The organism is Amycolatopsis lexingtonensis (genome assembly GCF_014873755.1).
GTDB lineage: Bacteria > Actinomycetota > Actinomycetes > Mycobacteriales > Pseudonocardiaceae > Amycolatopsis > Amycolatopsis lexingtonensis.
Genome location: NZ_JADBEG010000001.1, coordinates 1,480,197 through 1,492,943, shown reverse-complemented (window position 1 = coordinate 1,492,943; position 12,747 = coordinate 1,480,197). Strand labels below are relative to the sequence as shown.

Below are 12,747 nucleotides of genomic sequence, written 5' to 3'. Positions count from 1 at the left end.
TCAGCGCATCGCGGCGACGAGGCTCGCCGGGCGCAGGTCGGTCCAGTTCTTCTCGACGTACTCCAGGCACGCGGCGCGGGTGTCCTCGCCGTGCACGGTCCGCCAGCCGGCCGGGACGTCCACAGTGGACGGCCAGAGCGAGTGCTGGTTCTCGTCGTTGACCAGGACGAGGAAGGTGCCGTTCTCGTCTTCGAAGGGGTTGCTCATGATTTCTTCTCCTCTGTGAGGGCGGCCCGGCCGAGTGCCGGGGTGGCGACGAGCAGGGCGAGCGCGACGAGCGCGACCGCGGCGTGGGCGAACATGGTCAGCGGGACGCCGAGCGCCTCGACCAGGACGCCGATCAACAGGTTGCCGATCGGGGTGGCGGCGAGGGTGAAGAGCGCGAGGATCGACATCACGCGCCCGCGCATCTCCGGCGCCGACCACCGCTGGGCGAGGCTGACGAGCACCAGCGCGGTCAGCCCGGCGACCAGCCCGAGTGCGAAGAAGGCGGCGATGCCGACGGCGAGGTTCCCGGTGGCCAGCAGGGCCAGGCAGCCGACCTGGGCGGCGAGCCCGGCGGTGGCGAGCCGCCCGGCCTTCTCCCGCGGCGGCCACTTGACCGAGACGACGAAGGCGAGGGACGCGCCGAGCGTCATGGCGGTGAGCAGCCAGCCCGCGCCCTGGTTCCCGCCCAGCAGGACGAGCCCGAGGTTGATCGGCCCGGCCCCGCTGAGTTCGAGCAGCCCGGTGACGATCATGGCGGTCCGCAGCGCGGGCCTTCTCGCGACGTACCGCGCGCCTTCGGCTATTTCCTTGCCCAGCTGCCGGAGCTTGACGCGTTCACGCGGTTCTTTGCTGGTCAGCGTCTTGGTGTTCCCGGCGGCGAGCGCGGAGACGAGGAAGCTGACCCCGTTGACGGCGGCGACGGTGACCAGCCCCCCGAGCCCGGCCAGCCACGACCCGAGCGCCCCACCGGCAGCCTGCCCCCCACGCACGGCGGCGAGGTAGACGGCGTTCCCCCGCACGAGGTGCTCGGGCGGCAGGAGGTTCGGGCGCAGGGCGTCGGAGGCCGGGATGAAGAAGGCACTGGCGACGGCCATGACGACGATCAGCCCGGCGAGCAGCGGAACGTCGGGCCCGACCACCAGGACGGCGGCGGCCCCGCCGAGCATGGCACCGGCGCGGATGAGATCGGTGGTGATGAGGACGCGCCGCGGCCCGGTCCGGTCGGCTACTGCGCCGCCGACCAGGAGGGTGAGGACTTTGGGGAGGGAGCCGAGGGCGAGGACCAGGCCGGCGAGGGCGGGACCGGCGGTGCCGACGAGGGTGATGGAGAGAGCGATGAGCCAGACCGCGTCGCCGAAGGAGGACAGTCCCATGGCGAGGACGAGGCCGAGGAAGGGAGCAGGCAGGGCTTTGCCCACGTGGCTCGCGCTCGCTTCAGGCGCCGCGCTGCCCGGCCCGGCGGCCACACTGCTCGGATCGGCCACCCCAGCGCGGGCCACGTCACCCACCGCCGCGGCGCGGGGCTCGTCGACCGCGGTCATGACGCGCCGCCGATCGCCGGCGCGCCCGACGTCTTGAATGACTCATTCAGGTCTTCGGAGGTCCTGAATGACTCATTCAAGACCTTCGAACCGGCGCAACGGCCGGCGAATCGGCGCGTCATGACAGCACCTGCTCGCGAACCGGCTCCGGCGTGCCCGGGAACCACACGTCCTCCGGCGTCAGCGCGTCCGCCTGGTACTGACCCAGCGCGCTCAGCAGCAGCCGCAGCTCCAAAGCCAGCGCCTCTGCGAACCGCACCAGCCCGGACACCGGATCCGTGTCCACCGCCAGCAATGCCGCCCGCCCGAGGCCCGCCGCGCGGGCGCCCAGAGCCAGGACCTTCGCCACCCGCGTGCCTTCCCACATCCGGCCCGAAGCCAGCAGGCACCCCGCCGGGGTACCGATGCGCGTCAAGCACTCACCCAACGGCAGCCCGACCGAAGCGAACGACAACGGCGCCCACCCCGACCCGCCTTCGGCCCCGTCGACCGTCACCGCGTCCGCTCCCGCCTCCCACGCCACCGCGGCCGCCGAAGCGACATCACGGCCGGGCGGGAGCTTCACCCACACGCCGGCGCGCGGGAAGTTGTTGCGCATCAAGCGGATTTGCTGCCGCAGGATCTCCGGCGTGAACGTCCCGGGCGAGCTGCTCCGCAGCACCCGCGAACCCAAGGAGAAATCCACCGAATAAGCCGAAGCCAGCGAAGCGGCGGCCGAAGGCGAAACCAGCGTCATCCCGCCCAGCCCCGGCTTCGCGCCCTGCCCCACCTTCAGCTCGAACGCCAGCCGCCCGGAGTCCAGCAGCGGGGCCGCCGACGGGTCGGAATACACCAGGTTCCAGACCTCCGCGTCGGCGTCCTCCGTGCTCTGCTGCACGACGACGCCGCCGAGGCCGTCCGGGACCGCGTCGCCGTAGGCGCGCAGGCGCTCCAGCAACGTGCCCGCCGACGGGCCGCCGGTCCGCCCGTGGCCGTGCACCGGGACGACGTTCTCGCCGATCACCATCGGGATCCCGAGCTGCGCGGCCTGCGCCGAAGCCGCCGCGCCCAGCCCTTCGCCCGCGACCTGCGTCGAGCCGAACGCCGACAAGTACACCGGCAGCGAAGACGCGAACCCGCCGATCGACGTCGACAGCGAGACGTCGCCGTACAGCGGCTCGCGGCCCAGCTCGATCAGCTTCTCCAGCCGCCGCGGGACGAACACCGGCGGCACCAGCCGCGCCGACTCCAGCAGGTCCGCGGCATCCCCCGCGGCCCCACCGAACAAGGAAGTCCCGTACGAGGACGCGGGCGGGAACACCGCCGCGGCCCCCGAACGCGCGCGTTCCCGGACCTGGTCGGCGGGGAAACCGGACGCCTCCAGCGCGGTCACGGCGAGACCACCCCCGGCAGCTTCGGGAACGCCGTCGCCTGCCACACCGCGTCCAGCCCGGCGAGGTACCGCGTGAACCGCTGCACGCCCAGCCCGAAGCCGGCGCTGGCCGGAATCCCCGAGCGGACCAGATCGAGGTACCAGGCGTACTTCGCCGGGTTCTCCCCCGTTTCGCGCATCCGCGTGACGATCCGGCCGTACTCGTGCTCACGCTCGCTGCCGCTGCACAGCTCGCCGTACCCCTCAGGCGCGATCAGGTCGAAGTTGCGCAGGACACCGGGCGCCGAAACACTTTCCCGGTCGTAGAACCCGCGCGAGCCCTTCGGGTAGTCGACGAGGAAGAACGGCCGCGCGTGCTTGTCCGACAGGATCGCCTCGCCCGCCCAGTCGATCTCGGCGTCCGCGCTCTGCGGGTGGCCGAGCTCGCGCAGCGTCTCGACGGCGGTCGCGTGCGACAGCCTGCCGAACGCGCCGCCGAGCAGGTCGGTGAACGCGCCCGAGTCGCGGCCCAGCGCTTCCAGCACGTCGCCCGCGTCCTCGACGACCCGGCGCACCACGTGCGCCACCAGGTCCTGCAGCAGGTCGAGCACGTCGTCGCGGGACGCGCCGGCGACCTCGACGTCGAGCTGGTGGAACTCGGCCAGGTGCCGGCTCGTGTTCGCCGTCTCCAGCGGCTCCAGCCGCACGTTCGGCGCGACGTAGAAGATCTTCGGGAAGCCGAGCAGCGACGCCTGCTTGTACAGGATCGCGCTGGTCATCAGCTTGTAGCGGTGACCGTAGAAGTCGACGTCCACCTGCTTGGCGCCGCGGCCGCCCGGGTCGGTGACCGGGCCGATCACCGGCGGCAGCAGCTCGGTGAAGCCGCGGGCGCCCAGGAACGCGCGCGCCTCGGCGAGCAGCTTGTGCTGCAGGCCCAGCACGTGCCGGGTGCGCTCCGCGGTCAGGTGCGTGCGCGGGTCCGGCGGAACGGTGTACTCCATGGCGTTCTCACTCCCAGCTGGTCGGGCGGTTCAGGACAGGACCGGGTCGAGCCGTCGGCGGTGGTAGGACAGGTCGGCGAGCAGCCGGGTCGCGCTGACCCGGTCGTGGCCGCGGCGGCCGCCCAGCGCGGGCGGCAGCGGCATCCGGCCGGTGTGCCACCACTGGAGGCGGCCTTCGTCGTCGAGCACGCACCGGGTTTCGCCGCCGTTGTCGGGGTGCAGGCAGTACGGGACGTCGAGCAGGCCGCGTTCGAACGCCGCCGGCAGCGCCTCGGTCAGCGTCGGGGCGAGCGAGCGCACCTCGTCGACGAGCAGCCGCGCCTGGGCGTACACCTCGGTGTCCCCCGGTGGCGCGGCCGGGGCGGGCTGCTCCAGCGCGGTGGCGTGCGCCAGCCGCAGCGCCTCGACGTTCTCTTCGACGGTCGGGATCCGGTGCGCTTCCGCGGTGGTCTTGACGATCAGCCGCTCGGTGCCGGTGCGCACGGCCAGCCGGACGCTCTCGGCGACCAGCTCCCGCGCCCCGGCCGCGGACTCCGGGAACAGCCCCATGTAGGTGTAGAGCACGAGGTGGTGGTCCACGCCGGCCAGTTCCTCGTCGCACAGCCGCCGCATCGCCCACAGCGCTTCGGCGTCCTGCTCCGGGTTCGTCTGCTGCGCGTAGCTGGCCGACACGCTGCGCACGCCGTGCTCGGCGAAGAACAGGCACTCCAGCACCGAAAGCGCGACGAGCAGGCCCGGCGGGCACAGCTGGCCGAGCATGCAGCCGCCGAAGCTCTCCAAGTGGCAGTCGACCGCTTGCCCGGCCAGCAGCGACGCCGAGCGCGACCACGACTTCGCCGCCGTCCGCAGCGGCACGCTGCTGTAGGGCAGGCAGTAGGACACCGGCCCGCCTTCGGAAGCGTCGAGACCGGCTTCGAGCATCACGTCGAAGATGTCTTCGGGCTGCGCCGAGCCGTGCCGGACCTGGACCGGGAACCCGGGGAGGCCGGCCACCAGCTCGGCGGTCGCGGCCGGGCCCAGCGCCACCAGCGGGAAGCCGTTGAGCGGGACCCCGGACTGGACGGACATCGCGGCGAGGTCGTGCTGCCCGGTGCGGGTGTAGCTGTCGAGCGTCACGGTGCCGACGGCCGGCACGCCGGCCCCCGCCACCGCGCGCAGCCCGCGGCGCATCGCGGCCGGGTCGGAGAACCCCATCCGCGGCTGGACGACGAGCGTCCGGCGGCGGCGGTGCTCGGCCACGAACGCGCTGAACACCGACCGGGCAGCGGTCACCGCAAGGTCCGGATGTTCGCGGCGACGAACTCGCGGAAGGACTCGATCGCCTGGCCGGAATCGCCGGCGCCGACGTGGAACACCGCGTCGTAGCCCAGCGCCAGCAGCTCGGCCTCCAGCGCGCTGTTCGCGTCGCCGTGGACGCCGAGCTTGCCGCCGATGACGGCGGGCAGCCCGGACAGGACCGGGTCGGCCCGCAGCGCCGAGATCACCCGGGCGCCGTCGACGTGGCCGTGGCCGTTGATGGTGCTGATCACCAGGCAGTCCGGCCGCTCCTCGCGGCAGGCGGCCAGCAGCCGCTCCACCGGGACGCAGGCACCGAGGTTGACCACCTCGTGGCCCATCTCCTCCATGATCAGCTGGAGGGCGACGAGGTTCCACATGTGCGAGTCGGACTGGACGCTGGACAGGACGAACTTCAGCGGGGGCCCCGCGGACACGGCGGGCCGGTCCGGGGTCTGCTCGATCTGGAAGGTGGTCATCGTGCGTCGCTCCCTGTGCGTTCGGGGAACGTCCGCGGTGCGGGCCGCGAACTTCTCACGACGAATCGTCATCGGCCGGCGCCCGGCGCACATGGGTGCGGGGGCCCCGCATTCCCGCGCCGTCCGCCCACCCCGGTCCGCCTCGCGCGCGGGCGTCGCGGCCGCGCGCGCGAACGCGAAGTCCGGTGTACCGGGCTGCCCCGGATGGGTGGCCTGCCCGGCGCGCACCTCCATCAGGGGCCCGGGGAACCCGCCCGCCGAACGGCGCAACCGCCACGTCCGTCCGGCCGTGTCCCCACTTCGCGACCAGGCGTTTTCCCGCCCGATCCCCCATTAACCCCCAGAGCGCCCCCATGCCGGGCGGGAATGCGGGCGTAGCACCCCCATGTAACCGGCGTCACCCGCTGGCATGCTCGATCCCGTGATTCCCCCGCAGCCGAACCCGGCGACCACGACGCTCCCGCCCACCTGGTGGGCGGCCGGGCTGACCCCGCACGAGCGGCGCCCCGGCACCCGCCCCGCGTGGGTGGACTTCGCCGAGGCGGCACTTTCACGTGAAAGCGACGACCTGGGGGCGCCGCTTTCACGTGAAAGCGACGGCTGGCGGACGGCGTTCGCCGCGGTGTTCCGTCCCTTCACCGACGCGGCCCGCGCCGCGATCGCGGCTGCCGCAGCGGGTTCGCCCGCCGTCGACGCCGCTGGGGTCGCGGACGGCTGCGCCGCGCAGCTCGGCCACCAGCTGGCCGGCCTCGCCGCCCGCACCCTGGTGCTGGAGCTCGGCCGGGCGCGGCACAAGGAGATCCTCGAGGGCGAAACGCCGGAAGCGCGCTTCGCCGACTTCGTCCGCCGGACCGGCACCCCCGCCGGCCTGACCGACCTGCTGCACCGCTACCCGGTGCTCGCCCGGCTCGCCGCGCAGGCGTCCCTGCACGCGATCGCCGCCGCCACCGAGCTGCTGGCCCGGTTCGACGCCGACCGCGCGGCCCTCGCCGCGTTCGTCGGCACCGACCCCGGCCCGCTGGTCGAGGTCAGCGGCGGCACCGGGGACGCGCACCAGCGCGGCCGCGCGGTCCGCGAACTGCGGTTCGCCGGCGGCGCGCGGGTCGTCTACAAGCCGCGCCCGCTCGACCTGCACACGGCGTTCACCGCGCTGGTGGGCTGGCTCAACCCGCGCGTCCCCGGCCTGGAGCTGGCGACCGTCGACGTGCTGACCCGGCCCGGCTACGGCTGGCTGCGGTTCGTCGAGCACCGGCCGTGCGCGGACCTGACCGAGGTCGACCGCTTCTACCGCCGCCAAGGCGTGCTGCTCGCCCTGCTGCACGCCCTCGACGGGACCGACGTGCACTTCGAGAACATCATCGCGGCCGGCGACCAGCCGGTGCTGATCGACATCGAAACGCTGTTCCAGCCCGTGCTGCCGGCCGAAAGCACCGAAACCGACCCGGCCGCGGAACTGCTCGCCCGCTCGGTGCACCGGACGATGCTGCTGCCGCAGATGATCGTCGGCGAGCACGGCGCGGTGGACATCTCCGGGCTCGGCGGCGGCCGCGCCGCGGCCCCGGCGCTGGAGCGCGTCGACTGGCTCGACGCCGGCACCGACCGGATGCGGCTGGTCCGCGTGCCCGGCGGCGTCGGCACCGGTGTCAACCGGCCCACGCTCGGCGGCGTCGACGTCGAGCCGGCCGAGCACGGCGCCGCGCTGCTGGCCGGGTTCCGCGCCGGGTACGACGCCATCGCCGCCGGCGCGACCGAGTTCGCCGCGCTGCTGGAAAGCTGCGCCGGCGCGGGGATCCGCGTGCTGGTCCGCCCGACGAGCTTCTACACGCGGCTGCTCGACGAGACCACGCACCCGTCGCTGCTGGCCGACGCGGCCGCGCGCGACGACGCTTTCGGGCTGCTGCACGACGACAGCACCGACGAGGTCCGCCGCGCGCTGGTGGCCGCGGAGCTGACCGACCTGTGGGCGGGCGACGTCCCGATGTTCACCGGCGAGCCCGGCTCCGCCGACGTCTGGGACACCGAGCGCAACCGGCTGGCCGGGCTGCTCGGCACGACGCCGCTGGCGACGGTGCGGGCGAAGATCGCCGGCATGACCACCATCGACCGCCGCGACCAGGAGTGGCTGATCTCCGCCGCGCTGGCCACCCGGCCCGACGCCGAGACGCACGCCGGAAGCGGGGTAAGCGACGGCATCCTGCCGAGCAAGACCCCCGAACCCGCGCACCTGCTTTCCGCCGCGTGCGGCGTCGCCGACGCCATCATCGCCCGCGCCTGCACGGCGGGCGGGCGCGTCAACTGGGTCGGGCTGGAGCTCGTCGACGAGAAGTACTGGACCGTGCTGCCGATGGGCGGCGGGCTCGGCGAGGGCTACCCCGGCGTGGCACTGTTCCTCGCCCAGCTCGCCGAGCTGACCGGCATCGACCGCTACCGGGACCTGGCCGGCAAGGCCGTTTCCGGCCTGCCGTCGCTGGTTTCCGCGCTCGAAGCCGACCCGGAGCTCGCCGAAGCGGCCGGCCCGGGCGGCCTGCTCGGGCTCGGCGGCGTCGCCTACGCCGCGGCCCGCCTCGCGCGGCTGCTCGACCGGCCGGACCTGCTGGACCTCTGCGCCCGCACGGTCGCGGTGATGCCGGCCCCGACGCCGCGGACGTCACCGCGGTTCACCACGGGGCTGGCCGGCGGGCTGGTCGCGCTGCGCTCGGTCGCCGCGCAGACCGGCCTCGAGCTCGCCACCGTGCTCGCCGGTGCCTACGCGGCCGAGCTCGCGAGCCGGTCCATCGACCCCGATCTGGCCGACCCCGGGTTCGCGCACGGCGCGGCCGGCGTCGACTGGGCCCTGTCCGGGCACCCGCGCGAGACCGCGACCCTGCCGCCCGCGAAGGCCGCGACCGGGCACGGCTGGTGCTCCGGCCTCGCCGGCCAGGTGCTCGCCTACGCCGGCGACCCCGACGTGCTCGGCGGCCTCGACGAGCAGGTCCGGCGGCTGGCCGCCCAGGAACCGCTGCGCGACTTGTCCCTGTGCCACGGCGAAACCGGCATCACCGACGTCCTCGGCGTGCTGGCCGAGACCGGCCACACCGGCGCCGAAGCCGCCCTCGCCACCCGGACCGGCCTGCTGCTGACCGCCGTCGAACAGGACGGCGCGCGCTGCGGCACCCCGGACGGCGTGCCCTCCCCCGGCCTGCTCACCGGCCTGGCCGGCATCGGGTACGGCCTGCTGCGCCTCGGCTTCGGCCCCCGCGTCCCGTCCGCCCTGCTCCTGCAAGCCCCGACCCGCTGATCCGCCCCACCTCACGAGGAGAGAACCACAGATGCGCGAAACCACGACCGAGACCGCCGAAGCCACCGTCGGCGCCCTGGTGCTCCCGCGGGCGAACCACGCCGGTGCCCGCAACCAGGCGCTCGCGGGCACCCGGCCCCGGCGCTCCGGCGTCACGCTCGACACGCTCGGTTCGCCGACCGTCGTCACCAACGGCACCTTCGCTCTCTGACTCCTTCCCCCCGTCCCCCGGCACCGAAAGCGAAACCCCATGACCGAGCAAGACTTCCCCGAGAACCCCGTCGGCGACCTGACCCTGCCGGTGTCCACCCGCACCGGCGCCCGCAACCGCGCGCTGTCCGGCCAGGCACCGCGGCTGAGCCAGAACAACCTGAGCACCCTCGACATCACGCCGGTCTTCACCGTCGCCTTCGCCGAATAGCTTCCGTTTCACCCCGTACGACTACCGAGAGTGGAGCCACCTGCATGACCGAGCACGACTTCGCCGGCACGGACAACCCGATCGGCGACTTGACCCTCCCGACGTCGGCCCGGACGGGCGCGCGCAACCACGCGCTTTCCGGCAAGGCGGCGCGGGTCAGCCAGAACTCCCTGACGACGATGGACATCACGGTCGTCACGGGCGCGTTCCCCGGATAGTGAGACGGACCCGGGCGTCGGTATTTCGACCTACGCCCGGAGGGGGTCCGTCCGGTTATAGTGACCGCGATGGGCATCCGATCGACGCGCCTGATCGGGCGCGAGAGGGAGCTCGGCGCGCTGTCCCAGGCTCTGGAGAAGGCCCGCACCGACCACGGTGGGGCCTTCTTCCTTGTCGGCGAGGGAGGGATCGGGAAATCCCGGCTCGCCGCCGACATCGCCGCGCGGGCACTCGCGACCGGGCTCCCCGTGCTGCGCGGACGAGCCAGCTCGATCGGCCCGATGGTGCCGTTCCGGCCGCTGGCCGAGGCCCTGCTGTCGCACTTCCGCGGCGGCCACCCGCCCGCGGCCCCCGAACTCGACCCGCTCGTGCCGGTGCTCGCCCGGCTCGTGCCCGACTGGTACCGCGGCGACCGCCCGCACGACAACGGCAACCTCCTCGTCCTGGCCGAGGCGGTGTTCCGGCTGCTGTCGGTGGCCGGGCGCGAGGGCGGCTGCCTGATCGTGCTGGAAGACCTGCACAACGCGGACGCCGAAACCCTGTTCATCGTCGAATACCTCGTCGACAACCTGGCGTCGAGCCGCGTGATGCTGATCGGCACCCTGCGCAACGAACCGGGCGAAGCGCTCCGGCTCGCGACGGCGGCGGCGCAGCGCTCGGCCAGCCACACCTTCGAACTGACCCGCCTCGACGCCGCGAGCACCCGCGAGTTCGCCGCCGCCTGCCTGGAAACCGAGCCGGAGGCCGTGCCCGCCGCCGTCGCGAACCTGTTGTGGCAGAACAGCGAGGGCGTGCCGTTCGTCGTCGAGGAACTGCTGCACGGCATGGTCACCGACGGGCTGCTCGTCGGCGGCGCGCACGGCTGGCAGGTCGTCGGCGAGCTGCAGGCCCGCGTGCCGGAGGCGCTGATCAGCAGCATCGCCGCGCGCGTCGACGCACTCGGCACGGACGGCGAAACGCTGCTTTCGGTGGCCGCCGTGCTCGGCCGGCGGTTCCCGCTGTCGGTCGTGCAGGCGGTCACCGACATGGACGACCGCATGCTGCACAACCACATCAGCGCGAGCGTCGCCGCGCACCTGGTCACCACCGACGAGACCACGCCCGGCTGGTACGCCTTCCGCCACCCGCTCACCGCGGAGGCCCTGCTGGCCCGGCTCGTGCCCTCGACGAAGGCGAACCTGGCGCGCCGGGCCGCGGACGCCGTCGAGCAGCTGCACCCGGGCCTGCCCGGCGAGCTGTGCGCGCTGGCCGCGGCGCTGCGGCTGACGGCGCTGGACCACCCGGGCGCCGGGCGGCTGTTCGCCGAGGCCGGCCGCCGCGCCCTCGACGGCGGCGCGGCCGACTCGGCGGTGACCATGCTGACCCGCGCCGTCGACCTGCTGGCCACGGCGAGCCCCGACGACCGCGCCGACGCGCTGGAATCCCTGCTGCACGCGCTCGGGCAGACCGGGCAGTTCGACCGCGCGGTCGAGTTTTCCGCTCGTTTCGCCGAGATCGGCCGGCTGGAGCGCGCGGTCGACCTGCACATCCAGCTCGCCTGGGCGGCCTACATCGGCGGGCGGCACGACGAGTGCCTCAACCAGATCGAGCAGGCCCGCGCCCCGCTCGGCGGCGAGATGACCGAGGAGCAGAAGGCGGCCCTCGACGCCGTCGAAGCGACGCTGTGGCTGGACATCCCGGGCCCGGCGCACACCGAACGCGCCCGGCAGCTCGCCGAACAGGCATGGCAGGTCGCTGAGCGCGCCGGCGTGCCCTTCGTGTCGTGCCAGGCGTTGCAGGTGCTCGGCATGGTGGCACTGGAGACGGACCTGGCGGAGGCCGAGCGCTACCTGCAATTGGCGCGGCGGCTGGCCGAACGCCACCAGCTGACGCACCTGCGCACCCAGGTGCTGGTCCGCCTCGGCGGGCACCGGATGCTCGCCGAAGGCGACGTCCGCACGTTCGACCTCGCCCGCGCGGAGGCCCAGCGCACCGGCGCGATCACGCTCACCTGCGCGGTCGACGCGAGCCGCGCGGTGCACGCGGTGATGCGCGGCGAGTTCGCGCAGGCCGAGAAGATCCTCGACGAGAACCTCGCCGTCCTCGGCCGGCTGCGGCTGGTGGCGCTGCTGCAGTACACGCACATGACCCGCGCGATGGTGGCCGCCCACCAGGCGGACCGGCCCCGGATGGAAGCCGCCCTCGACGACTTCCGCGCCGAGGGCGGCAACAGCGCGCAGGAGATGGTGCTGAGCGTCGGGCTGGCGCAGGTGTTCTGCTCGCTGCTGGAGGAGGACGCCGAACGCGCCCGCCGCGAGCTGGCGCAGGTCCTGGCCCTGGATGAGCGCCAGCCGAGCCGCTTCCACCTGGCGGGCCAGCACGGCCTGCGGCTGCTGATCGAGGCACTCGACGGCACGGCCCCGCCCGAGCGTCCCCCGGCGGCGGTGAGCGGCATGCGCTGGAACCGCCAGTTCGTCCTGCTGGGCGACGCGGTCCGCCACGGCCGGGCCGGTTCCGTGGACCTGGCCGACGAAGCGGTGACGGCGGCGATCGAGGCGGCGTCCCCGTTCCCGATGAGCCGCCACCTGGGCCTGCGCATGGTGGCCGAGTCCGCCGCGGCCGACGGCTGGGGCGACCCGGTGACGTGGCTCAAGGAAGCGGAGGAGTACTTCCACCAGGCAGAGGTGACGGCGGTGGCGAGCGCGTGCCGCGGGCTGCTGCGCAAGACCGGCGTCGCGGTCGGCCAGCGCCGCACGGGCTCGGACCGCCTCCCGGCGGGCCTGCGTTCGGTGGGGGTGACGGTCCGCGAGTACGAGGTGCTGCAGCTGCTGGCGGACAACATGGGCAACAAGGACATCGCCCGGCGGCTGCACATCTCGCCGCGGACGGTGGAGAAGCACGTGGCAAGTTTGATGGCGAAGTCGAATTTGCAGAACCGGAGCGCGTTGACGGAGTACGCGCGCAATACCCCGCACTGACCGCTTCCCGGACGTCACCGCGCCGGGCGCGGGTTCCCGGCAAAGTCGAGACGCGCTCCTCTGCCTGTGACACCGGCTCCGCCAAGGTCGCGAATGACTCATTGGAGACCTCGGAGGTCCCCAATGAGTCATTCGCGACACCACAGCAGCAGCCGGCACCACCCGACCTCACCGGGAACACCGGCCCGAGAGCGTCATGAACGGGTCGTTCACCTCGCCTCACGTCAGGGTCCCGGCA

At 73.7% G+C, this 12,747-nt stretch carries 11 protein-coding genes; 5 read left to right on the top strand and 6 right to left on the bottom strand.

Annotation, left to right across the window (positions count from 1 at the left end; genetic code table 11):
- The 6 genes from H4696_RS07285 to H4696_RS07260 all read right to left on the bottom strand — a co-directional run bounded on the left by H4696_RS07285 (position 1) and on the right by H4696_RS07260 (position 5,635).
- Positions 1 to 207 (bottom strand): MbtH family protein, encoded by a 207-nt coding sequence (locus H4696_RS07285; RefSeq protein WP_086860440.1) that lies wholly within the window; start codon positions 205 to 207, stop codon positions 1 to 3.
- A complete protein-coding gene (locus H4696_RS07280; protein ID WP_192782130.1) occupies positions 204 to 1,529 on the bottom strand; it encodes an MFS transporter in 1,326 nt (441 codons plus the stop codon). Before H4696_RS07280 ends, H4696_RS07285 begins: the two co-directional genes overlap by 4 nt.
- Before the next feature lie 118 nt (positions 1,530 to 1,647).
- Complete coding sequence (locus H4696_RS07275) at positions 1,648 to 2,901, bottom strand: glutamate synthase-related protein (protein ID WP_086861969.1); 1,254 nt, start codon at positions 2,899 to 2,901, stop codon at positions 1,648 to 1,650.
- Positions 2,898 to 3,881 carry an asparagine synthetase A gene (locus H4696_RS07270; RefSeq protein WP_086861968.1) on the bottom strand — a complete coding sequence of 328 codons (984 nt, stop codon included), beginning with the start codon at positions 3,879 to 3,881 and terminating at the stop codon, positions 2,898 to 2,900. Before H4696_RS07270 ends, H4696_RS07275 begins: the two co-directional genes overlap by 4 nt.
- 30 nt (positions 3,882 to 3,911) lie before the next feature.
- The gene (locus H4696_RS07265; RefSeq protein ID WP_086861967.1) at positions 3,912 to 5,153 is read right to left on the bottom strand and encodes a methylaspartate mutase; all 1,242 of its coding nucleotides are present in this window, start codon (positions 5,151 to 5,153) and stop codon (positions 3,912 to 3,914) included.
- On the bottom strand, positions 5,150 to 5,635 hold the full coding sequence (locus tag H4696_RS07260; RefSeq protein ID WP_086861966.1) for a cobalamin B12-binding domain-containing protein: 486 nt from the start codon (positions 5,633 to 5,635) through the stop codon (positions 5,150 to 5,152). Before H4696_RS07260 ends, H4696_RS07265 begins: the two co-directional genes overlap by 4 nt.
- Positions 5,636 to 6,056: 421 nt before the next feature.
- Here H4696_RS07260 and H4696_RS07255 point away from each other — a divergent pair, with 421 nt between their 5' ends.
- The 5 genes from H4696_RS07255 to H4696_RS50680 all read left to right on the top strand — a co-directional run bounded on the left by H4696_RS07255 (position 6,057) and on the right by H4696_RS50680 (position 12,509).
- A complete protein-coding gene (locus H4696_RS07255; RefSeq protein ID WP_338078656.1) occupies positions 6,057 to 8,912 on the top strand; it encodes a type 2 lanthipeptide synthetase LanM family protein in 2,856 nt (951 codons plus the stop codon).
- A 31-nt stretch (positions 8,913 to 8,943) separates the two neighbouring features.
- Positions 8,944 to 9,123, top strand: a complete 180-nt coding sequence (locus H4696_RS07250; RefSeq protein ID WP_192782128.1) for a hypothetical protein — start codon at positions 8,944 to 8,946, stop codon at positions 9,121 to 9,123.
- 39 nt (positions 9,124 to 9,162) lie between these two features.
- The gene (locus H4696_RS07245; RefSeq protein ID WP_158104459.1) at positions 9,163 to 9,333 is read left to right on the top strand and encodes a hypothetical protein; all 171 of its coding nucleotides are present in this window, start codon (positions 9,163 to 9,165) and stop codon (positions 9,331 to 9,333) included.
- A 44-nt stretch (positions 9,334 to 9,377) separates the two neighbouring features.
- Complete coding sequence (locus tag H4696_RS07240; protein WP_158104460.1) at positions 9,378 to 9,551, top strand: hypothetical protein; 174 nt, start codon at positions 9,378 to 9,380, stop codon at positions 9,549 to 9,551.
- Positions 9,552 to 9,620: 69 nt separating this feature from the next.
- Positions 9,621 to 12,509 carry a helix-turn-helix transcriptional regulator gene (locus H4696_RS50680; RefSeq protein ID WP_192782127.1) on the top strand — a complete coding sequence of 963 codons (2,889 nt, stop codon included), beginning with the start codon at positions 9,621 to 9,623 and terminating at the stop codon, positions 12,507 to 12,509.
- Positions 12,510 to 12,747: the final 238 nt, after the last annotated feature.

Coding starts and splice junctions, on each gene's coding strand:
- H4696_RS07285 (WP_086860440.1), bottom strand. CDS start 207: ATGAGCAACCCCTTCGAAGACGAGAACGGCACCTTCCTCGTCCTGGTC.
- H4696_RS07280 (WP_192782130.1), bottom strand. CDS start 1,529: ATGACCGCGGTCGACGAGCCCCGCGCCGCGGCGGTGGGTGACGTGGCC.
- H4696_RS07270 (WP_086861968.1), bottom strand. CDS start 3,881: ATGGAGTACACCGTTCCGCCGGACCCGCGCACGCACCTGACCGCGGAG.
- H4696_RS07260 (WP_086861966.1), bottom strand. CDS start 5,635: ATGACCACCTTCCAGATCGAGCAGACCCCGGACCGGCCCGCCGTGTCC.
- H4696_RS07250 (WP_192782128.1), top strand. CDS start 8,944: ATGCGCGAAACCACGACCGAGACCGCCGAAGCCACCGTCGGCGCCCTG.
- H4696_RS07245 (WP_158104459.1), top strand. CDS start 9,163: ATGACCGAGCAAGACTTCCCCGAGAACCCCGTCGGCGACCTGACCCTG.
- H4696_RS07240 (WP_158104460.1), top strand. CDS start 9,378: ATGACCGAGCACGACTTCGCCGGCACGGACAACCCGATCGGCGACTTG.
- H4696_RS50680 (WP_192782127.1), top strand. CDS start 9,621: ATGGGCATCCGATCGACGCGCCTGATCGGGCGCGAGAGGGAGCTCGGC.